Below are 21829 nucleotides of genomic sequence, written 5' to 3'. Positions count from 1 at the left end.
TTATTCTTCTGGTGGAAAGGGGTTGGTATTCGGAGTGCCTTGAAGTAGAGGGGAAAAATCTGTAAAAGGATTTTTTGCCCGTTTTCAACGGGGTTATGGAAAGAACATGGCTGGAAATGCGGAAAAGGTTATGTTAATGAACAGGGCATGGAAAGATTGTATCGTCCGAATGTTGCGGGGATGATGGTCCGGCAGGACGGGAAATTGTTGATTTGCGAGCGTTCCGGGCAGAAAGGGGCCTGGCAGTTTCCCCAGGGAGGAATTGATCCGGGGGAAACGGCTTTGGAAGCCGTGCGGCGCGAGATTGGAGAGGAAGTGGGGTTTTTACCGTCCCAGTATGATATTGTGGAATCCCGGAGGGGGTATCGTTACGATTATCCGCCGGAGGTGCTGGAGTATGTCCGTGAAAAGCGGCGGCAGCCTTTTGTTGGGCAGGAGCAGGAGTACTTCCTGTGCCGGCTGCATGCGGACGCTCCGGAACCCGTCCTGGATGACCGGGAGTTTTGCGACTACAAGTGGATAGCCCCAGCCGAATTTAAGCTGGAGTGGCTGCCGGAGTTTAAAAAGAAAGTTTACGCCAGGGTGCTGGAAGATTTCTTTAATGTCCGGGCGCTGGATAAGTGAAGTGGCTCAGCAGGTCATGTGCGGCGGAAACGGGGTCCATTTTGTCCCCCGCCACCATGTTTTCCAGAATGGGCATGCGGGACGCTACGGCGGGGTGCTGTTCAAAAGCGGTGAGCAGGGCTTCATGCACCAGGGACTGGACCCATGAAAGGGACTGGCTCCGGCGGCGGCTGTACCAGAATCCGGATTCCTTCATGCTGTCCCGGAAGCGGAAGAGCGTTTCTTCAATGGTGTCCAGGCCGCGTCCCTCCAGGGAGGAGCAGGTGAGGACGGAGGGCGTCCAGCCGGGAGTGGGGCTTTGCAGGTAGTGGAGTACCATTTTCAGTTCCTGGCAGTGGGCTGCGGCGCGCTGGCGGTTGTCGCCGTCATCCTTGGTAACTACCAGAATATCCGCCAGTTCCATGATGCCCCGCTTGATGCCCTGGAGATCGTCTCCGGCGCCGGTGATGAGCAGGAGCATGAAAATGTCCACCATGGAGCGCACCGTAGTTTCCGACTGGCCGACCCCCACGGTTTCAATGAGAATAATGTCAAAGCCCGCGGCTTCGCATGCAATCATGGTTTCACGCGTTTTCCGGGCTACGCCGCCCAAAGAGCCGCCGGAGGGGGAAGGGCGGATGAAGGCGTTTTCTTCTCCGGAGAGTTCCTCCATGCGTGTTTTGTCTCCCATAATGGAACCGCGGGAGACTGAAGAAGACGGGTCAATAGCCAGCACGGCCACCTTGAACCCTTTTTTGCACAGGTAAGTGCCGAAGGCTTCAATGAAAGAGGATTTCCCGGCGCCCGGAACGCCCGTAATGCCGATGCGGACGGCGTTGCCAGAATGGGGCAGGAGCCTGGAGATGAGGGCGCGGGAAGATTCCTGGTCCCGGACGGCATTGCTTTCTATCAGTGTAATGGCCCTTCCCAGCAGGGCGCGGTTTCCGGCCAGTACTCCCTGGGCCAGTTCTTCTACGGAAGGGCGGTGCGGACGTGCAAATTTGATGTTGCTCATGGAAAAAGAGAGGGCGGATTATTTGAAAGGCGGTTCGTTTTCTTTGGTGCGCTCCATATCATAATTGAAGCGTTTGAGGATGAATTGACGGTGGTCGGCCAGCTTGCGCCGGAAGTTTTCCCAGGAGCGCGCGCTCATCGGTGACCAGCCGGCTTCCGCAATGGCGCAGGCACGCGGATAGGCGCGGTAGAGAATGTGGTTCAGGGAAGGGAGATGTTCTCCCCACACGGTGCCCTGAACGCCGATGATATGGTTTGTTTCCTTTTCTGGTCTGCCGTAGGCGGGGTCCAGCCTGTAGCTTTGTTCCAGCGTGGTGGTGGGCATCCATCCCCGGTTGTTTTGCCCTGGAAGTTGCGGATAGTCCAGGTAGCAGTGTTCCCCGGCAGCAATGATCAGGGAGAGCCCCTGCTTTTTCGTCTCCGTGATGGTGGACGGAGTCAGTCCCATGCGCCAGGTGAAGACGGTGTCTCCTTTGTTGTAGATGTTGGCCCTGGCCCACGGCTTTTCATACCATAGTTGGATGCGCTTGCCGTGAACAGCCAGCATGGAGGACATTTTTTTGATGAATTCCTTCAATTCCTCGTGGACGTCCTTCATGCCTTTTTGCTCCCGGTACTGGATGCTGAGGGGGCATTTGGCCCAGGTTTTTTCCAGGGGTGCTTCATCCCCGCCCAGATGGACGATGCCGGACGGAAAAATATCTTTGAGTTCTTTGAAAACAGCGGCATAAAATTTCCAGACTTCCGGTTTGTGCGGGCAGATGAGGTGGAGGGTGACACCTTCATCGGTCTTCACTTTCGTATCCGGGTTCGGGAAGCAGAAGAATTCAGGGTAGGCTGCCGCCAGGGCCTGGTTGTGGCCCGGCACGTCTATTTCAGGGATGACCTCAATGCCGCGCGCTGCGCAGTACGCCACCAGCTCCTTCAGTTCCTGTTTGGTGTACATCCCTTCGTGGGGAATTCCGTTGCGCATGCTTTCTTTCCGTTTGGAGGAGATGCTTTTCAATTTGGGGTAGCCGGGCACCGGAAGACGCCACCCTTGGTCGTCCGTCAAGTGGATCTGGAGCTTGTTGAATTTGTAATAGGCCATCATATCCACAAATTTTTTCAGATCGGCCGTGGGGATGAAATGCCGCGCGGGATCCACCATGAGGCCGCGCCACGGATAGCGCGGCTTGTCCGTGATGACGCCGCAGGGGATGCCCTCCGGCTGTCCCGCCAGCTGGTCCCGGAGCTGGCGGAGGGTTGCCAGCCCGTAAATTTTGCCCTCCCTTCCTCCGGAAGCAAGGTGCGCCCCCTGTGGGGTGACTGTGAGCCGGTAGGCGTCCGTTTCCAGGGACGGAGCCTCCTGGTCGGAAAGAAGTTTCAAGGTTCTGGTACTGTTGTGCTGCAGTTCCGTTTTTTCCGGTTCAGGGATAACGCTGTATTTGTCCGCTTCGGCGGCACATGCCATGTGGGCGGGAAAAATGGCGCAGGCAAGGATGAGGGGCAGTTTAAACATCATGAAGAACTATTTCGGAAAAGATTATACCATGGTAAGGGATGCGTGATAAGGAAAAACGGTGAAATTACTTGTTGTTTTCCCAGCGGAAGGCCGGTTCATTCCCCTGAGTGCGCTTCATATCATAATTGAAGCGTTTGAGGATGAATTGACGGTGGTCGGCCAGCTTGCGCCGGAAGTTTTCCCAGGAGCGCACGCTCATCGGTGACCAGCCGGCTTCCGCAATGGCGCAGGCGCGGGGATAGGCGCGGTAAAGCAGGTGGTCCAGGTCCGGCAGGCGTTCCGCCCATACGGGGGCATGCACGCCCCGGATATGGCCTGCCTCTTTCTCCGGTTTTCCAAAAGCGGGATCCTGTTCATAACATTTTTGCAGGGTGGTGGTTTTCATCCATCCCCAGTTGCGCTGCCCCTGAATCTGGGGAAAATCCAGGTAACAGTATTCGTTGGAGGCCATAATCAGGTTCAATCCCGCCTTTTTCGTCTTTTCAATGGACTGGAGGGCCTGGTCTTGCCGCCATGCGTAAACCGTTTCCCCCGGATGGTAAATGCCGGCGTTCCCCTCATACCAGAATTGCGGCGTTTGCCCGTTTTTGGCAAGCAGAACTGTCGTTTTCGCAAAAAAGGCTCTCATTTGTTCTTGTTCGTCCTTCATGCCTGCTTTAGTCCGGGCTTTCCGGCACAGAGGGCATTTTTCCCAGAGTTCCGTGGGGGCCTCATCCCCGCCCAGATGGACGATGCCGGACGGGAAAATATCCTTGAGTTCCTTGAAAACAGCGGCATAAAATTTCCAGACTTCCGGCTTCTGGGGACAGACCAGTTCTTTGCTGTTTCCCGCTGTCGTCCGCACGTTCATGTCCGGTTTGGGAAAGCAGAAAAATTCCGGGTAGGCGGCATGAAGCGCCTGGTTGTGGCCCGGCACGTCTATTTCAGGGATGGCCTCAATGCCGCGCGCTGCGCAGTACGCCACCAGCTCCTTCAGTTCCTGTTTGGTGTATATCCCTTCGTGGGGGATTCCGTCTTCGAAGCTTTCCTCCCGCCTGGATGCAATGCTTTTCAATTTGGGGTAGCCGGGCACGGGCAGCCTCCAGCCTTGGTTGTCCGTCAGATGCAGATGCAGCCTGTTGAATTTGTAGTAGGCCATGAGATCCACGAATTTTTCCAGGTCCTTGATGGGGATAAAATGCCGCGCGGGATCCACCATGAGGCCGCGCCACGGATAGCGCGGTTTGTCCGTGATGATGCCGCAGGGGATGCCCTCCGGCTGCTCCGCCAGCTGGTCCCGGAGCTGGCGGAGGGTTGCCAGCCCGTAAATTCTGCCCTCCCTTCCTCCGGAAGCAAGGTGCGCCCCCTGCGGGGTGACTGTGAGCCGGTAGGCGTCCGTTCCCAGGGACGGAGCCTCCTGGTCGGAAAGAAGCTGTAAAGTTTTAGCTGTTTTTTGCTTGAGTTCCGTTCTGGACGGCTCAGGGATAATGCTGTATTGGGCTGTTGCCTCTGCCGGAGGGGAGAAGGAGAGCAGAATGCCGCCGAGAATGGATAAGGGACGTGCCATATTTCCAATATAAACGGGGAGGAAACAGGTTCTGTCAAAGAATCATCTTTTGCTTCCAGATTTTTTTGCCGTCTCCTTGTTGCCCGGCGCGGAGCCGGTAATAGAAAAAAATAAAAGGCCGCCTCCGGAGAGATGGCCTTTTTATTAGAAGTGGTAGCCCTATGAGGACTCGAACCCCAAAATACGGAACCAGAATCCGCTGTGTTACCGATTACACTATAGGGCTATGTAACGGGCGCTTTTGCAGCGCGGGCGCATTAAAGCGGAAGAGGCTGTTTTTTGCAAGTTTTTTTTTACTCAAAGATATGTTTTGATTGGAAAAAGGCTGTACAGGAAAGCGGCAGGCTGTTTTTTCCGGAATTATCCGGCCAGGCTTTTAAAGTATGCCTGTACGTGCTTCTCTGTGATTTGCTGGCGGTGCGCCTGTTCATGCCTGCCCTGGGATTGCTTCCATGGGGAGGACGGGGCGGTGTTGATGCGTCCGAGCTGCTGGGCCGTATATTTGCCATAGACGTTCCAGATATGCTCCAGAAAAGGAATAATGTCCGTTTCCTCCTCCAAAGGGGGCTGGCGGCGGCTGGGATGTTCTATGGAAGAGTAGGGCGGCTGATCCTTGTATTCATGATAAATGGAAGGGAGTACCGGACCGGAAGGCCAGGCTTCCACCCGTTCATTGATCAGGAAACCGCCAGTCCGGTGCAGATGCCACCAGTCCGCCAGAATGACCAGATGGTTCAGTTTGACGGGCGTCAGGACGAGTCCCTTGGCGTTCGCCTGCTGAATGAACCAGTTGCAGAGTTTTTGCGTGGTAGTGGAGTTTGCCATGCTGAAATGGGTTGCCTCTATTATAAAAGGCCGCAGGTATTTCTCAACACTAAATCCGCTTGCAGTTCCAGCGCTCTGGCGGTCGGGATAGGCAAATGGCTGTGCGGGATTCGGCAGGTCCCCGGCATGCTGCTTCCTGCTCCGCAGGCGGAATGCCTGAAAATATGGCGCAGGTTGTTCTAGCGGGGGAGGGAGCCGGAGATTCCCCTCTCCCGGGCAGCTGATGGTGATGTACTTCCCCCTCCGGAGATTTCCGGGTCAGGCCGTGTGCATGGCAGCGGAGTTGCTTTCCTGGGAAAATAAGACTGTCAAAGGGAAAGAAAGCGCGCCCTGCGGACAACGTCTTCCGGAGAAAGGGCGTAAAGGCTGTCCAGCAATGATACGGCAAAGGAACCGGGGAAGGGGCTTTGTTCAAAGGCCATTTCTCCGGCAATGCCCATGAGTACGGCCGTGGAAACGGCCGCCTGCAAGGGGGTGGGGGAGACGGCGGCACAGGCGGCGGACAGTGCTCCCATGGAACAGCCCACGCCCGTGACCCGGGACATCATGGCGTGTCCGTTTTCCGTGGCGGTTACCTGGCGGCCGTCCGTGGAATAATCCGTACGCCCTGTAACGAGCACGGCCGCCCCTGTGTGCAGGGCCAGTTCCCTGGCCGCATGCAGGGCGTCTGCGCTGGAGCTGGTGCTTTCCGGCCCTTTCGTGACGGAGGAATAGCCGGCCAGGGCCATGATTTCAGAAGCGTTTCCGCGGATGATGCGGGGGGATTGTTCCTTCAATTGCCCCGCCAGCCGCGTGCGCAGGGAAAGAGCCCCTACGGCCACAGGATCCAGCACCCAGGGGATATTCAGCCTATTGGCTTCCCGCACCGCTGTTTGCATGGCGGCTCCCTGTTCGCGCGTCACGGTGCCCAGGTTGACCAGCAGGGCGCCTGTTCCGCTGCGGAGCATGTCCGCCGCTTCTTCCGCGTCGTTGAGCATGGCGGGGACGGCGCCTATGGCCAGCAGGAGATTGGCCGTCAGGGGCTGGACGACGGAATTGGTCAGGGAGAGAACCAGCGGGGCCGTTTCCCGGATTTTTTCCAGATCGGCGGCAACGGCTTGAACAAGGTCTGTCGGTGAAAGCATGGCGTAAAAAAGTGCTTGATTGTCCGGTGTTTCCTGCGGTTCGTCCGTCAGGCAAGAGCCCGTGCGGCGGCTTCCGGATTCTCCGCTCCGCAAATGGCGGAGACAACGGCAATTCCGGAGGCGGTTCCCGTGGCGCGCACTTGCCGGGCCCGTTCCGCGTCCAGGCCGCCGATAGCGACAACAGGCAGGGGAGATTGGGAAGCCAGAGCGGCGAAGCCTTCCACGCTCAGCACGGGAGGGGCGTTCAGTTTGGAAATGGTGGGAAAGACGGGGCCCATGCCCAGGTAGTCCACCAGGGATGCATCCACGGCGCGGAGCTGTTCCTTATTGGAGACGGACAGTCCCAGGATTTTATCCGGGCCGATCATGGCTCTGACGGAGGGAACCGGAAGATCCCTCTGGCCGATGTGGACGCCGTCTGCTTCCAGCGCCAGAGCCAGGTCAATGCGGTTGTTGACGATGAAGGGAATACCGCGGGAGGCCAGGAAATCCCGTATGGGCAAAGCTTCCCGGTAACAGGTTCCCGCATCCGGATTGGTGGAGCGGTACTGCACCATGGTAACTCCTCCGTCCGCCGCTTTCCGGACGGTTTCCAGAAGGCTGTAGCGGCATTTGGACGCTTCATCCGTGACCAGGTAGAGATGGAGATTGAATTTTTTCATGGCAGGGAATGGAAGGAATCAGTCCGTAAACAGAGGGGTGGAAAGATAGCGGTCTCCCGTGTCCGGCAGCAGGACGACGATGGTCTTGCCTTCATTCTCCGGGCGCCGCGCCACCTGTGTGGCGGCCCAGAGAGCAGCGCCGGAGGAAATGCCCGTCAGCACGCCGTCCGTGCGCGCCAGTTCCTTCCCTGTGGAGAAAGCGTCTTCATTGGTGACGGTGATGACTTCATCGTACACGGAGGTATCCAGCGTTTCCGGCACGAAGCCCGCGCCAATGCCCTGAATCTTGTGGGGGCCGGCCGTGCCCTGGGTCAGCACGGGGGAGGAGAACGGCTCCACAGCAACGACCCGGATGCCCGGATTACGGGATTTAAGGTACTTGCCCACGCCTGTGATGGTGCCTCCGGTACCCACGCCCGCCACAAAAATATCCGCTTTGCCTTCTGTATCATTCCAGATTTCCGGGCCTGTGGTGCGGAAATGCGCTTCCGGGTTGGCCGGGTTGGCGAACTGGCCGGGAATAAAGCTGTTGGGCAGTCCCGCGGCCAGTTCCTCCGCCTTGGCGATGGCTCCCTTCATGCCCAGCGCGCCGTCCGTCAGCACCAGTTCCGCGCCGTAGGCTTTCAGGAGGTTGCGGCGTTCCACGCTCATCGTCTCCGGCATGGTCAATATAATCCGGTACCCGCGTGAAGCGGCCACCGCCGCCAGGCCGATGCCCGTGTTTCCGCTGGTGGGCTCAATGATGACGGAATCCGGCTTCAGCTTCCCGGCGGCTTCCGCCGCATCAATCATGGCCTGGGCAATGCGGTCTTTCACGCTGCCGGCGGGGTTCAGGTATTCCAGCTTGGCCAGGATAGTGGCGTTCAGGCCATTCCTGCGTTCGTAATTGGTCAGTTCCAGCAACGGGGTGCCGCCGATCAGTTCCGTAATGTTTTTGTAAATTCTCATGGCTTGTAGGAAAAGAGCGTTGTTGCCGTTAAATCGTTAGAGAATGGCGCGGAAGCCTTGTTCCAAATCTTCCAGAATATCGTCGATATGTTCCGTCCCGATGGAGAGCCGCACAGTGGATGGCGTAATTCCTCCCGCCTTCAGTTCCTCCTCCGTCATCTGGGAATGGGTGGTGGAGGCCGGATGAATCACCAGGGACTTGACGTCCGCCACGTTCGCGAGCAGGGAGAATAGTTCCAGGCTTTCGCAGAACTTGCGAGCTTTTTCCGCGCCGCCCTTGATTTCAAAGGTGAAGATGGAGCCGCCCCCGTTCGGGTAATATCTCTTGTAAAGGTCGTGGTTCGGATGGTCCGGCAGGGAGGGGTGGTTCACTTTTTCCACCTGGGGATGGGAGGACAGATAGTCCGCTACGCGCAAAGCGTTCTGCACATGGCGTTCCACCCGCAGGGAGAGTGTTTCCAGCCCCTGGAGAAGCAGGAAGGAATTGAACGGGCTGATGGTGGCTCCCGTGTCCCGCAGCAGGGTGGCCCGGATTTTGACGATATAGGCCAGATTGCCGCATACCTCCGCGAACACGGCTCCGTGGTAATTGGGGTTGGGCTTGCTGATGCCTGGGAACTTGTCGTTCTGCGTCCAGTCGAATTTGCCGCCGTCCACAATCACGCCGCCCATCACCGTGCCGTGGCCGCCGATGAATTTGGTAGCGGAATGCACCACGATGTCCGCTCCGTGTTCCAAGGGGCGGAACAGGAAGGGCGTGGCAAACGTGCTGTCCACAATGAGCGGGATGCCGTGGGCGTGCGCCACTTCCGCCAGCGCTTCCATATCCACAATGTCGCAATTCGGGTTGCCCAGGCTTTCCACGTACAGGGCCTTGGTATTGTTCCGGATGGCCCTGGAAAAATTCTGAACGTCCCTCGCGTCCACGAAAGTGGTTTCTATGCCGGCATCCGCCAGCGTATTGGCGAAAAGATTGTACGTTCCGCCATATACGGTGGAGGAAGAAACAATGTGGTCCCCGGCCCGGGCGATGTTCTGGATGGCATACGTGACTGCGGCGGCCCCGGTGGATACGGCCAGCGCGGCCGCCCCTCCTTCCAGGGAGGCGATGCGTTGTTCAAAAACATCTGCGGTTGGGTTCATCAGGCGGTTATAAATATTGCCCGGCTCCGCCAGGGCAAAACGGGCCGCCGCCTGTTCCGAGTCTTTGAAGACATAGGAAGTGGTGGCGTAAATAGGTACGGCGCGCGCATCGGTGGCCGGGTCCGGACTTTCCTGACCCACGTGGATCTGGCGTGTTTCAAATCGATGGTTCTTGCTCATGTTTTTATATTCCTATCGGAAAACTAGGAAATGGATAACGAAAAGAAAAGACCATGTCAAGCTCCGGGTAAAAAAAACGGGACATGGGCCGGAATGGGAAAAGGTGGAGAAATGTTCAGGCCCGCGGCCGCTGCTTAAATGCCGGCTCCGTAGTCGCAGCCGATTTCCTTCTGCTGCTCGGCCAGATCTTCCAGCGTTACGCGGCGCAAATAATTCTCAATGACTTGCTGGAGCCCGCGCCAGAAAGGCAGCGTGGCGCATCCTGCCGCCCGTGGGCACGGATTTTCGTGGGGAGCCGTGCAGGAAATAGGCAGAAGGGAGCCTTCCGTCAGTTTCAGGATTTCTTCCGTGGTGTATTCGCGCGGATGTCTGGAAAGGCGGTATCCTCCCGCCTTTCCCCGGAAGCTCTGGACAAATCCCGCTTTCAGGAGGATGGCGATAATCTGTTCCAGATAACGTACGGTAATGTCCTGCCTGGCGGAAATCTCCTTCAGGGAAACGTAGCCTTCGTTGCGGTGGTGGGCGAGATCAATCATCAGGCGCAATGCGTAACGTCCTCTGGTGGAAACCTTCATCATATCGGTTAAATAAACGATATTTCCGGATGCCCGTCAATAGGGAATGAAGGTTCCACGCGGAATGGCGGGCTTCTTCCCCGGTTGAAAGTTTAATAATTGTAATGGCGGGGAACCCGGGGGCCTATTCCGGTAAAAATTTCCCAGGAAATGGTGCCGGCCTTTTCAGCCAGTTCCGTCACGGGGATATGCGGCCCCATGATTTCTGCGGTCATGCCCGGTTCCGCGTGCGGCGCCCGGCTGACGTCCACGATGATTTGATCCATCGTCACGCGCCCGAGAAGGGGGCAGGAAACCCCGTCCACCATGACGCGGGCGCCCTTATGGGCCAGGGAACGCAGATAGCCGTCCGCGTAGCCTATGCCCACGGTCGCCACCCTGGTGGGATGGTCCGTCACATAAGTGCCCCCGTAGGAAATGCCGTGGCCTTCCGGCAGCGTGCGCACCACCGTCAGGCGGGAAAAAAGAGCCATGGCCGGCCTTAATTGAGAGGCCCATGGGGAGTCAATGGGGGAAAACCCGTACAGCACCAGCCCGGGGCGGCACATGTTGTTGGAGGGAATTTCATAATCCAGGGAGGCGGCGCTGTTGGCCAGGTGGCAATACTTCAAGGGCAGTTTCTCCCGGATGCGGGCGGCCATCCGTTCAAAGAGGGCGATTTGCCTGAGCGTGATTTCCCGGTCCTCGTCCGCGCAGGGCAGGTGTGCTCCCAGGCCTTCCGGATGCAGGCTGTCCAGTTCTCCCAGGCGGGAAAGCAGTTCTTCAAGCTGGTCCGGCAGGAATCCGCCGCGGCCCATTCCCGTATCCACGGAAAGGTGGATGGGCAGCGTCTTTCCGTACAGCCGCGCCAGGGAATTGTAATGCTCTGCCTCCTCCATGGTGGAAATGAAGGAGCGCCAGCCGTTCAGCACGATTTCCTCCCGTTCCTCCGGGAACGCGGGGCCCAGGATGTAAGGGCGGGTGCGGCAGCCCGCCTGGCTGATGCGCCGGGCTTCCCCCACATTGGCCACCCCGAAGAAAGCGATGCCTTCCGAATCCAGCGTGCGGCAAACCTGTTCCAGCCCGTGGCCGTAGGCGCCTGCCTTCACGACGGGCATGTAATATTCCCCTTTGGCCGCCTGCTTGACGACATTCAGGTTATGGCGGATGGCCCCGAGGTCGATTTCGGCCCAGGCGCGGGGAGGGCTGGTTGCTGGCATGGTTGGAAAATGGCGGAAAGGTTGGAAAAAGAGGGGCGCCGGATGCTCCCGGCGCAGGGGATTGTCCGTCTTTGGCCGCGCAATTCCAGACGGATTTTTGTCAGTCTTTCGAACTTTCAGAAGGTATAAAAACTGCCATGTGCTGAAACACATGGCAGTTTGATAAAAATGCTTTTGTTACCGGTGTGACTGGCTGGCAGTCAGGAAAATCGGTTTGCATTTCAAATTTTGTCTTGAATCCGTTGGGAATTAAAGTGATGTTCAGATGTTTTGTCAACTGTTTTTTTCTGAATGGAATAATTTTTAAAATACTTGATGGAATGCAATATTGGCATATAATATGAATTAAAGCAGTTTTTTTGTGATGTCGCGTTCTCTCACTTTTTCGTTTGATATTGGTTATGCATCCATTGGATGGGCTGTCATTGCTTCCGCATCCCATGATGATGCGGATCCCTCGGTTTGCGGTTGCGGTACGGTTCTGTTTCCGAAAGATGATTGTCAGGCATTTAAAAGGCGTGAATACAGACGTTTGAGACGCAATATCCGCTCCCGGCGCGTTCGCATCGATCGTATCGGCAGATTGCTGGTTCAGGCGCAAATCATCACGCCGGAAATGAAAGAAACTTCCGGGCACCCCGCTCCCTTTTATTTGGCGTCAGAAGCGTTAAAAGGGCATCGAACTCTCGCCCCGATTGAGCTTTGGCATGTTCTCCGCTGGTATGCTCATAACAGAGGGTACGACAATAATGCCTCATGGTCTAACAGCCTTTCAGAAGATGGCGGGAACGGGGAGGATACCGAGAGAGTGAAGCATGCTCAAGATTTGATGGATAAACATGGGACGGCGACCATGGCGGAAACCATTTGCCGGGAATTGAAACTGGAAGAGGGCAAAGCGGATGCTCCGATGAATGTTTCAACGCCGGCTTATAAAAATCTCAATACCGCTTTTCCCCGTTTAATCGTGGAAAAGGAAGTACGACGTATATTGGAGCTTTCCGCGCCTCTGATTCCGGGGCTGACTTCGGAAATCATGGAGTTGATTGCCCAGCATCATCCCCTGACAACGAAACAACGCGGCGTGTTGATTCATTACGGGATAAAATTGGCCCGGTGTTATCGTGGGAGTCTTTTGTTCGGTCAGTTAATCCCCCGTTTTGATAACCGTATCATCAGCCGTTGCCCTGTCTCGTGGGCTCAGGTGTACGAAGCTGAGCTAAAGAAAGGAAATTCTGAGCAAAATGCCCGTGAACGGGCAGAAAAACTATCCAAGGTTCCGACGGCGAATTGCCCGGAATTTTATGAATACCGCATGGCCCGGATTTTATGTAACATCCGTGCGGACGGAGAGCCTCTTTCTGCAGAGATACGCAGAGAATTGATGAATCAGGCCCGACAGGAAGGAAAGTTGACCAAAGCGTCTCTGGAGAAGGCCATCTCTTCTCGTCTGGGAGAGACAGAGACTAATGTAGCCAACTATTTTACTTTGCATCCTGACAGCGAAGAGGCTCTTTACCTGGATCCTGCCGTGGAAGTTCTGAAAAGAAGCGGCATCGGGGAAACTCTTTCTCCATCTGTTTACCGGCTTGCCGCCAATCGTCTGCGTCGCGGGAAGTCCGTTACCCCGAATTATTTGTTGAATTTGCTTAAGTCCCGTGGGGAATCTGTCGAGGCGTTGGAAAAGAAGATAGAGAAAGAACGCCATCAACAGGCCAATCGAAAGAAAGCCAAGAAGACAGATCCGGATTATGCCGCCACGCCGTTAAAACCCAGGTATGCGACGGGACGAGCGCCGTATGCCCGCCCCGTCTTGAAAAAAGTTGTGGAAGAAACCCTTGACGGGGAAGACCCGACGCGTCCTGCCCGGGGAGAAGCGCATCCGGATGGGGAACTGAAAGCGCATGACGGTTGTCTGTATTGCCTCCTTGACGCGGATTCTTCCGTGAATCAATACCAGAAAGAACGCCGTCTTGATACGATGACCAACAACCACCTTGTCCGTCACCGTATGTTGATTCTGGATCGCTTGCTGAAAGATTTGATTCAGGATTTCGCCGACGGGCAAAAAGACAGAATTTCCCGCATTTGTGTGGAAGTTGGCAAGGAGCTGACAACGTTTTCCGGCATGGGCAGCAAAAAGATTCAGACAGAACTGAATCTGCGTCAGAAAAGCCATACGGAAGCCGTCAATAAATTAAAACGGGATTTACCGGGGAAAGCGCTTTCTGCCAATCTGATACGCAAGTGCCGCATCGCCATGGACATGAACTGGACATGCCCGTTTACCGGTGAGCGGTATGGCACTCATGAGCTGGAAAATATGGAGATGGAACATATCGTCCCCTATTCTTTCCGGCAGTCTAACGCGCTTTCTTCTCTGGTTCTCACGAGGAAAGAGGTTAACAAGATGAAAGGTCAGCGTACCGGGTACGATTTTGTGGAGCAGGAGCAGGGTAAGCCGGTTACGGGACGAACGAACCTGCATATTTGTTCCTTTAATAATTATAGGGAATTTGTTGAGAAGTTGGACGACAAGAAGTGGCATGAAGATGACCGCAAGCGCAAAAAGAAGCGCAAGGCCTTACTGATGGTGAGGGGATTGTCCCATAGGCATCAATTACAAAATCACGATGCCATGAAGGAAATAGGCATGACGGAAGGCATGATGACGCAGAGTTCCCACCTGATGAAACTGGCATGCAAGTCTATTAAAACCTCTCTGCCGGATGCGCACATCGACATGATTCCCGGCGCTGTTACTGCTGAAGTTCGCAAGGCGTGGGATGTTTTTGGGGTCTTTAAGGAATTATGCCCGGAAGCTGCCGACCCGGACTCCGGCAAGATTCTTAAGGAAAACCTGCGTTCTCTCACTCATTTGCATCATGCCTTGGATGCCTGTGTGCTGGGGCTTATTCCCTATATCATACCCGCTCATCATAATGGTTTGCTGAGACGTGTTCTTGCCATGCGCCGAATTCCGGAAAAACTGATACCTCAAGTCAGGCCTGTTGCGAATCAGCGTCATTATGTCCTGAATGATGATGGACGCATGATGTTGCGTGATCTTTCCGCCTCTCTTAAAGAAAATATTCGTGAACAATTGATGGAGCAGAGGGTCATTCAGCATGTCCCTGCAGACATGGGCGGCGCTTTACTCAAGGAAACCATGCAGAGAGTGCTTTCTGTTGATGGAAGCGGGGAGGATGCCATGGTTTCTCTTTCCAAAAAGAAAGATGGGAAGAAGAAAAAAAATCAGGTAAAAGCAAGCAAATTGGTCGGAGTGTTTCCGGAAGGCCCGTCAAAATTGAAGGCTCTTAAGGCAGCCATAGAAATTGATGGCAATTATGGAGTGGCGTTAGATCCCAAGCCGGTGGTGATCAGACATATTAAGGTGTTTAAGCGAATCATGGCCCTGAAAGAACAGAACGGCGGCAAGCCGGTGCGCATTTTGAAAAAAGGCATGTTGATTCATTTAACCTCGTCTAAAGATCCCAAGCATGCAGGTGTATGGAGAATTGAATCCATACAGGATTCAAAAGGTGGCGTAAAATTAGATCTTCAGAGAGCGCATTGCGCTGTACCTAAAAATAAGACGCATGAATGTAATTGGCGTGAAGTAGATCTCATTTCTTTATTAAAAAAATACCAGATGAAAAGATACCCTACTTCTTATACGGGAACTCCACGATAAGGCATTTTACATGTCATACCATATTCTAAGCATAGATGCCTATACATGCCATCTGAGCTGCGACAAGGGCCAACTCAGATGCGCGGATGGAGAGAATTCTCCCCGGACGATTCCGCTGGAGGATGTGGGGGCTGTTGTGCTCAGTTCTTTTAAGGCGACGCTCACGAGCAATTTGCTGATAGAACTGGCCAGGAAGAGAATAGGATTTGTGCTGTGTGAAAGCTACAGGCCTGCCGTGCTGCTCCTGCCAGCGGATCGGTCTACGGATACCGGTCTGCTAAGACATCTGGCGGATATGCCGGCCCGTTTGCGGAACCGCCTTTGGCAAAAGACTTTGGATGCCAAGTGTGGGAATCAGACGGCTCTGGCCCAAGCATGGAATCCGCATCATCCCGCCATTGCGGAGCTGAAGAGAATGGCCGTGACGGAAAAGACGGCGAGGGAAGCAGAGTGCGCCCGCCTGTTCTGGAGCGTATTTGCGGATACATGGGCAAACTCCGATTTTCGCAGGGGACGTCATGAGGAGGGGTTTAATAACCTCTTCAACTATGCGTACGCTATTCTGTTGTCTTGCATATTGCAATATCTCTTTGCTCTGGGGCTGGATCCCTGCTTCGGCATTTTTCATCAATCCCGGGAACATGCAGCGCCTTTGGCTTATGATCTGATGGAACCCTTCAGGCCTGCCTTTGACGCCAATGTGGCCCGTTGGATTCATTTGTGCCTGCGGGAAGGAAAAACAGAAGAGAGAGCAGGAGAAATCACCCGTGAGTTCAGGCAACATATTACAGCCACCTTGCAGGCTTCTGTCATGTACCGGGATAAACAGCTGCCGTTGAAAGCGGCGGTAGAGGCCGTTTGCCGCAGTTTCCGCAAAGCAGTTCTTGCCGGACAATCCGGACCGTATGAACCATGGCTTATGACAACTATAAAATGGGCTGGCTAGTTGTGTTCTTTGATCTTCCCACAACCACGCCGGAAGATAAAAAAAACTATCAATATTTCCGTAAGGCTCTTTTAGAAGACGGCTATACGATGATTCAGTATAGCGTCTATGCCCGCGCGTGCGTTACTCAGGAAAGAATGGCTACCCACTCCCGCAGAATCCAGAAAATGATACCGCCTGATGGTTCTGTCCGCTGTCTTTTCGTTACGAATATCCAGTGGGATAAGATGTTCGTTTTTCATGGCAGGTCTTGTCCCCGACAGGAGGTTTCCCTGCCTCAGCAGATGCTCCTCTGGTAAAAATATCGGACGCCGTATTTTTTTATAAGTCGCTGAACATAAAAATAAGGCACAGTATCTATTGTACTGTGCCTTATTTTGGATTCAAGGCAAAACAGCATCTTGCGTCCATTGCCGACAAAATCAATTGTACTGTGCCTTATTTTGGATTCAAGGCAAAACGCCGCCTCCGCAACACCCTGCGCATCCTGCATTGTACTGTGCCTTATTTTGGATTCAAGGCAAAACTAAGGACCTTGATTTATGCAAAATAACCGTATTGTACTGTGCCTTATTTTGGATTCAAGGCAAAACTAATTCTGTTCGCGGAGACCATTTCCGACGATTGTACTGTGCCTTATTTTGGATTCAAGGCAAAACCACGGCCGCAACACGCCCGCCGTCACTATCATTGTACTGTGCCTTATTTTGGATTCAAGGCAAAACGGACGGAAGGAAAAACAAGAAGAGGGCCTATATTGTACTGTGCCTTATTTTGGATTCAAGGCAAAACTGAGTGGGGTATGGGTTTCAAGAAGAATATGATTGTACTGTGCCTTATTTTGGATTCAAGGCAAAACAGAGAAGCTTACTCACCCCGCCAACAAAAAATTGTACTGTGCCTTATTTTGGATTCAAGGCAAAACTATCTCCGCTGATGCCCGCGCTGCAATCATATTGTACTGTGCCTTATTTTGGATTCAAGGCAAAACTAGGTTCCCCGCCTCTGCTCTCCCCTCCGGATTGTACTGTGCCTTATTTTGGATTCAAGGCAAAACAAAAGATAAGGGACAGAAGGCCCTCGCCGTATTGTACTGTGCCTTATTTTGGATTCAAGGCAAAACGAAGGAGTGTTTCGGGTTGTCCCCCCGTTGATTGTACTGTGCCTTATTTTGGATTCAAGGCAAAACGTGCAATACTCGACAGGGCTTCGCGAAGACATTGTACTGTGCCTTATTTTGGATTCAAGGCAAAACCACCTTCGAACAGGAGTTTATAATTCGCGGATTGTACTGTGCCTTATTTTGGATTCAAGGCAAAACGGAATGGTATCGATTACTTTACCTCCGCAAATTGTACTGTGCCTTATTTTGGATTCAAGGCAAAACGGTATTCAAACAGATATGTCTGCATCCAACATTGTACTGTGCCTTATTTTGGATTCAAGGCAAAACATGCCTCGGAGGCTATGCTTAAGGCGCTTGATTGTACTGTGCCTTATTTTGGATTCAAGGCAAAACTGTGCACAGTATTTCCCCAGAGAAGTTGATATTGTACTGTGCCTTATTTTGGATTCAAGGCAAAACTGTATGCACCGGAATCAGTATGTTTCAGGGATTGTACTGTGCCTTATTTTGGATTCAAGGCAAAACTAAGGTGCGTTGCGGGGGTATAATCGATTGATTGTACTGTGCCTTATTTTGGATTCAAGGCAAAACAGGGGGTTGTAGGTCAACTGGTCCACAATATTGTACTGTGCCTTATTTTGGATTCAAGGCAAAACCATTTGGGTATTGCCCTGCTCGTTATAGACATTGTACTGTGCCTTATTTTGGATTCAAGGCAAAACACTCCGCAGAGCAGTATTGACGGCGCCACAATTGTACTGTGCCTTATTTTGGATTCAAGGCAAAACCCTCTCTATAAGTAGTGTTCCGGGGGTCATATTGTACTGTGCCTTATTTTGGATTCAAGGCAAAACAAGAACAGTAGATTCTTGGCCTTATTTTGGATTCAAGGCAAAACTTTTAGCAATAGAAAGCAAGTTGTCAAATATTGTACTGTGCCTTATTTTGGATTCAAGGCAAAACTTTTAGCAATAGAAAGCAAGTTGTCAAATATTGTACTGTGCCTTATTTTGGATTCAAGGCAAAACTTTGCGTCGTCGCCAACCAATACAAACTGAATTGTACTGTGCCTTATTTTGGATTCAAGGCAAAACGGTCATCATAAATGCTCATATTATTATTTATTGTACTGTGCCTTATTTTGGATTCAAGGCAAAACGTAAGAGTTTACGATGTTCTTCTAGTTCGCTAGTCATTTCCATTGCTCCAATGTGGTTACGTTCTTTCCTATGATACGAGTGACAGTTCGCCGTTCTTCCCTATCATCCCACTTAGAGATGATTACTTCTTTAACTCCAGCACCTTCCCACTTAGTCGTAATGTCCTTAGCAGGAATACCCTTCTCAATAATCACGGCCCGGTCATCTACAAAGACAACAAACTCTGCATAAGTCCCGGATGCTTTTTCGGAAGTATGGTTTTTCGAATCACATGAAGATAAAACGGCCGTGATAACGAGGCAAACAGAGGCCATGATAATCTTCCATGCGAATCTATATTGTGGTTTATGCTTCATGAGGCAGGATAATTTTACGGGTGTTAGCTTCTTTCATTGTACTGTGCCTTATTTTGGATTCAAGGCAAAACATACTTTCGTAGGGCGGCGTGATTATTCTGATTGTACTGTGCCTTATTTTGGATTCAAGGCAAAACAAATGCGCCTCCGGTCTGATGGAGCAGGGGATTGCTCCGCCTTTGGCCGCGCAATTCCAGACGGATTTTTGTCAGTCTTCCTTTAACGGAGCGGGAGAAACAAAGCTGTGCGTCCAGAACATGGCGCCGGTTGCGGAGGTGATTCCGTCCATGTTAAGATAGCGAGCCAAAAGCAGGGAGGGGGAGGAGTGCCCCATCTCCTTCTGAAGAAGGTTTTGATTGCAGAAATGGGCCAGGTGGTAGGAGGCGTAGGTATGCCTCAGCACGTCCTGCACCCATCCGCTTTTTTTCAGGATGCCGGACCGGCGCCTTACTTCCCTCCATTTCTTTTCCCAGTTGGGCGGGCAAACGGGACGGGAGGGGGAGCAGGCGGAAGACGTCCGGCTGAGGATGGAGCCCAGCACGGGAAGGATGGAAACATGGCGGCTCCCTCCTGTTTTGGTATGGGTGGGCGCCAGTGAAACCAGGCCGGATTTCAGGTTGATGTGCTTCCAGGTCAGCCTTTTGACTTCGTGGGGGCGTATGCCCGCGTACAGCATCAGGGCGCAGGCCGGCAGGCATGCCCCGTGGAACAACTGTTCCGCGGTGTGGAGAAGCCGTTTTGCCTCGTACAGGGAAAGGGCCCTGATGCGTTTTTCCCTGAGGATGGGGGGAGGAACCAGAAAGGCCGCGTTTTTACGGCACCACCCGCGCTTCAGGGAAAAATTCAGGATGCCGCTCAGGATCAGCCGCCCCTTGTGCCGCTGGCGGGGAGTGGAAAAGCTTTTGCGGAGATAACGCTCGCAATCTTCCGGCGTGATGGAACGGACCTGTTTTCTTGCCAGTTCCGGGCATTTTTTCATCATCCGGGCAGCCATATAGCGGATTTCCTGCAGCGTGCGGGGCCGGCGATGTTTCCTTGCTTCCAGGCTGGCGCGGACAGCCTGGGAAAACGGCACGCTTGTTTCCCTGTCGGCAAGGGCCTCTCCTCCCAGCCGTATGCATCGTTTGGCCCGGGTTATTCTGTCGCCTCTTCCGCGGCTGGTGTCCAGGAGGTCCTTTAGAAGAAGGAAAGCGTCCATGGGAGGAATGCCCAGGGAACGGATGAGGAGGATTCCTGTCTGATCCGTGTCGGTGGGGAAAGAGGAAGTCGGTATGTTCATGAAGAACGTTGTAGCAGAGGATTCCCAATCCGTACACAAGTCTAAAATGTGATGATAACAGCTATAAAGATCAAACAGGAACGGAAAAGGAAATGAAAGATGATAAACAATGATTCATAAAAATATGTTAGATTTTTTTCTACATTATTCGATATAAATGTACGGATTGGGAATCCGTTAGAACAGGCAAAAAATGAATGTTTCTATTTCCTTATTAATCATATTTGGAACAGTCTTTCTGGTGGGAGAACATGTTTTGGCTCGAACTTTGGAAACGGGAAGAGCGGGTGGCTATTACACTCATTCCGGGAAAGGGGACAGAAGCGCCAGAGCTAGGTTTGAACGGTTCAAAAGCAGAAAAACGCCTACAACTAGAACCAGCATAACCCCGATTTCCGTTTCAGACCAATATGGGAACAGGTATCGTGGGGATTTAATTACCAGCACTTATGACCCTTCAGCCAAAGCCAGGGCGGGAGCTGCCGCCTGGGATAAACGTCAAAGCGCCAAAGCCAAGACAATCATCAACCAGGCGGAACATGAAGCCCAGTCAAAAATTGCCAGGGAAGAAGAAGCTCAGGTCTTTCGCGCATCTCTGTCACGCCTTCAGGAAGCCGTAAAACAGGGAAAGGTGGACAAGGTTCTTGCAGACAAGATGGTAAAGGTTTTGTCCCTGCGCGTCAAACAGGGAATAATGGATAGAAGGGAGGCCGCTGGCGCTATTGATTATTTGATTCTCAATAATAAAATTAATATTAAATAACGGAATCATCAGGATAAATGGGTGAAAGCTGGTATAAATATTGATTGTTAATGAGTATGCTTCATGCAATATTAAGTATTTTGGTTGGAGCGCTGGGAGGGTTGAGCGCCAGGGTGATTTTTTCTTTTGCGGCTTCCGTCGTCCTGCTGCCCCTGTCTTTATTCTCTTCAAGAAGGGAAACTCAAGTTTCTACAGTACAAGCCGCTTTGGCTTTGTGCTTACTGGTTATTGCTGTTTCCCTGTATGATTTTGCAGTAATAAAAAGCTGGAAAGGAATAGTGGAACATTTGACGTGGGGAGACTATATAGGAATTGTTGTTTTCTGTGTATCTTCTGCCTGTATTCCTGACAGCCGTGCAGCGGACATGGCAGGAGACTGCAAGTATAACAGTATGATATTAAATGCGGGCGTTTATTTTTCCTTATTTATTCCTGTAGGTTTTTTATTGATGGACTGTTCTGAAAATATGTGGTCTTACTTATCTTTCATCATCGTCTTTCTGCTGTTCTCGTTTTTCCTGATAGATTTTCATTGTTCTAAAAAAAGCATGAAACAAATATTTGCGGATGGAAATAATTATCCGGAAATAGAGATAGAGAAAAAACGGTGGGCAGGAAGAAAATGGCGGATGATTGCAATCATCATTTCCGTATGTTTTTTAACGGCTTTTAGTGTTGTACAGCTATTTAATGGAAAAAAATACGCCCATGAGAACGAGACAGTAGAACTGGATCATACCCGCCTGATGGATTTGGGGGAGCAGTATTTGAATAAAGGAGATGTGGAGAGAGCTGTCTCATGTTTCAAAAAATCGGCGGAGTTTGGAAACGCGAAAGCCCAGAGGAGGCTGGGATACTTTTATTTTTGGGGAAAAGGAATCAGGGAGGACAAGCGGGAGGCGGTGAAGTGGTACCGTTTGGCTGCCGATCAGGGGAACGCGGAAGCCCAGAGGAGGCTGGGATACTGTTATTTTTGGGGAGAAGGAATCAGGGAGGACAAGCGGGAGGCGGTGAAGTGGTACCGTTTGGCCGCCGATCAGGGGGACGCGGAAGCCCAGGGGTGGCTGGGATACTGTTATTACTTTGGAGAAGGAATCAGGGAGGACAAGCGGGAGGCGGTGAAGTGGTACCGTTTGGCCGCCGATCAGGGGAACGCGGAAGCCCAGTGGAGGCTGGGATACT

18 protein-coding genes, 1 tRNA gene and 2 CRISPR repeat arrays are annotated in these 21829 nt (G+C 52.8%); of the genes, 6 read left to right on the top strand and 13 right to left on the bottom strand.

Going from position 1 to position 21829, the window contains the following annotated elements:
• Nucleotides 1-147 precede the first annotated feature (147 nt).
• Entirely contained in the window at nt 148-624 is a 477-nt protein-coding gene (locus tag BHW66_RS00425) for an NUDIX domain-containing protein (protein WP_215836512.1), read from the top strand.
• On the opposite strand, the gene meaB is transcribed toward BHW66_RS00425, so the two are convergent.
• The 11 genes from meaB to alr all read right to left on the bottom strand — a co-directional run bounded on the left by meaB (nt 599) and on the right by alr (nt 11323).
• Nucleotides 599-1618 carry a methylmalonyl Co-A mutase-associated GTPase MeaB gene (gene meaB / locus BHW66_RS00420; RefSeq protein WP_012421044.1) on the bottom strand — a complete coding sequence of 340 codons (1020 nt, stop codon included), beginning with the start codon at nt 1616-1618 and terminating at the stop codon, nt 599-601. The genes BHW66_RS00425 and meaB overlap by 26 nt on opposite strands.
• An 18-nt stretch (nt 1619-1636) precedes the next feature.
• A complete protein-coding gene (locus BHW66_RS00415) occupies nt 1637-3121 on the bottom strand; it encodes a beta-N-acetylhexosaminidase (RefSeq protein WP_257228397.1) in 1485 nt (494 codons plus the stop codon).
• Nucleotides 3122-3185: 64 nt separating this feature from the next.
• The gene (locus BHW66_RS00410; protein WP_286688806.1) at nt 3186-4667 is read right to left on the bottom strand and encodes a beta-N-acetylhexosaminidase; all 1482 of its coding nucleotides are present in this window, start codon (nt 4665-4667) and stop codon (nt 3186-3188) included.
• Between the two features lie 151 nt (nt 4668-4818).
• Nucleotides 4819-4893: transfer RNA gene (locus tag BHW66_RS00405), tRNA-Gln, on the bottom strand.
• A 134-nt stretch (nt 4894-5027) separates the two neighbouring features.
• Nucleotides 5028-5492, bottom strand: coding sequence for a type II toxin-antitoxin system antitoxin SocA domain-containing protein (locus tag BHW66_RS00400; protein ID WP_215836510.1), 465 nt, complete (start codon nt 5490-5492; stop codon nt 5028-5030).
• Between the two features lie 308 nt (nt 5493-5800).
• Complete coding sequence (thiM, locus tag BHW66_RS00395; RefSeq protein ID WP_094139104.1) at nt 5801-6616, bottom strand: hydroxyethylthiazole kinase; 816 nt, start codon at nt 6614-6616, stop codon at nt 5801-5803.
• A 47-nt stretch (nt 6617-6663) separates the two neighbouring features.
• Nucleotides 6664-7278, bottom strand: a complete 615-nt coding sequence (thiE, locus tag BHW66_RS00390; RefSeq protein ID WP_022196941.1) for a thiamine phosphate synthase — start codon at nt 7276-7278, stop codon at nt 6664-6666.
• Nucleotides 7279-7296: 18 nt separating this feature from the next.
• On the bottom strand, nt 7297-8226 hold the full coding sequence (cysK, locus tag BHW66_RS00385) for a cysteine synthase A (RefSeq protein WP_102737405.1): 930 nt from the start codon (nt 8224-8226) through the stop codon (nt 7297-7299).
• A 36-nt stretch (nt 8227-8262) separates the two neighbouring features.
• Entirely contained in the window at nt 8263-9549 is a 1287-nt protein-coding gene (locus BHW66_RS00380; protein WP_102737404.1) for an O-acetylhomoserine aminocarboxypropyltransferase/cysteine synthase family protein, read from the bottom strand.
• Between the two features lie 134 nt (nt 9550-9683).
• On the bottom strand, nt 9684-10124 hold the full coding sequence (locus BHW66_RS00375; protein WP_094137189.1) for an Rrf2 family transcriptional regulator: 441 nt from the start codon (nt 10122-10124) through the stop codon (nt 9684-9686).
• Between the two features lie 92 nt (nt 10125-10216).
• Nucleotides 10217-11323, bottom strand: a complete 1107-nt coding sequence (gene alr / locus BHW66_RS00370; protein ID WP_022196945.1) for an alanine racemase — start codon at nt 11321-11323, stop codon at nt 10217-10219.
• Between the two features lie 364 nt (nt 11324-11687).
• Here alr and cas9 point away from each other — a divergent pair, with 364 nt between their 5' ends.
• From cas9 to cas2, 3 genes are read left to right on the top strand one after another with little or no spacing between them, the layout of a single operon-like run.
• On the top strand, nt 11688-15017 hold the full coding sequence (cas9, locus tag BHW66_RS00365) for a type II CRISPR RNA-guided endonuclease Cas9 (RefSeq protein ID WP_217730441.1): 3330 nt from the start codon (nt 11688-11690) through the stop codon (nt 15015-15017).
• A 10-nt stretch (nt 15018-15027) separates the two neighbouring features.
• Nucleotides 15028-15963, top strand: a complete 936-nt coding sequence (gene cas1 / locus BHW66_RS00360) for a type II CRISPR-associated endonuclease Cas1 (protein WP_022196947.1) — start codon at nt 15028-15030, stop codon at nt 15961-15963.
• On the top strand, nt 15930-16262 hold the full coding sequence (gene cas2, locus BHW66_RS00355; RefSeq protein ID WP_022196948.1) for a CRISPR-associated endonuclease Cas2: 333 nt from the start codon (nt 15930-15932) through the stop codon (nt 16260-16262). Before cas1 ends, cas2 begins: the two co-directional genes overlap by 34 nt.
• Nucleotides 16263-16322: 60 nt before the next feature.
• Nucleotides 16323-17943: a CRISPR direct-repeat array (repeat unit 36 nt; unit sequence ATTGTACTGTGCCTTATTTTGGATTCAAGGCAAAAC).
• An 8-nt stretch (nt 17944-17951) separates the two neighbouring features.
• Nucleotides 17952-18248: direct repeats of the CRISPR family, unit length 36 nt; unit sequence ATTGTACTGTGCCTTATTTTGGATTCAAGGCAAAAC.
• Between the two features lie 33 nt (nt 18249-18281).
• On the opposite strand, the gene BHW66_RS00350 is transcribed toward cas2, so the two are convergent.
• Both BHW66_RS00350 and BHW66_RS00345 read right to left on the bottom strand, forming a co-directional pair.
• Nucleotides 18282-18605, bottom strand: coding sequence for a hypothetical protein (locus BHW66_RS00350; RefSeq protein ID WP_217730439.1), 324 nt, complete (start codon nt 18603-18605; stop codon nt 18282-18284).
• A gap of 208 nt (nt 18606-18813) precedes the next feature.
• On the bottom strand, nt 18814-19884 hold the full coding sequence (locus tag BHW66_RS00345) for a tyrosine-type recombinase/integrase (RefSeq protein ID WP_286688805.1): 1071 nt from the start codon (nt 19882-19884) through the stop codon (nt 18814-18816).
• A gap of 256 nt (nt 19885-20140) precedes the next feature.
• Between BHW66_RS00345 and BHW66_RS00340 the strand changes: the two genes are divergently transcribed.
• The gene (locus BHW66_RS00340) at nt 20141-20647 is read left to right on the top strand and encodes a hypothetical protein (RefSeq protein WP_143246954.1); all 507 of its coding nucleotides are present in this window, start codon (nt 20141-20143) and stop codon (nt 20645-20647) included.
• 548 nt (nt 20648-21195) lie between these two features.
• On the top strand, nt 21196-21829 hold a 634-nt coding region (locus tag BHW66_RS00335), incomplete at its 3' end, for a tetratricopeptide repeat protein (RefSeq protein ID WP_286688804.1).

This window comes from Akkermansia sp. 54_46, assembly GCF_001917295.1.
Taxonomy (GTDB): domain Bacteria; phylum Verrucomicrobiota; class Verrucomicrobiia; order Verrucomicrobiales; family Akkermansiaceae; genus Akkermansia; species Akkermansia muciniphila.
Note: the sequence above shows the minus strand (reverse complement) of the source record. Positions and strands in the feature narration are given on the sequence as shown.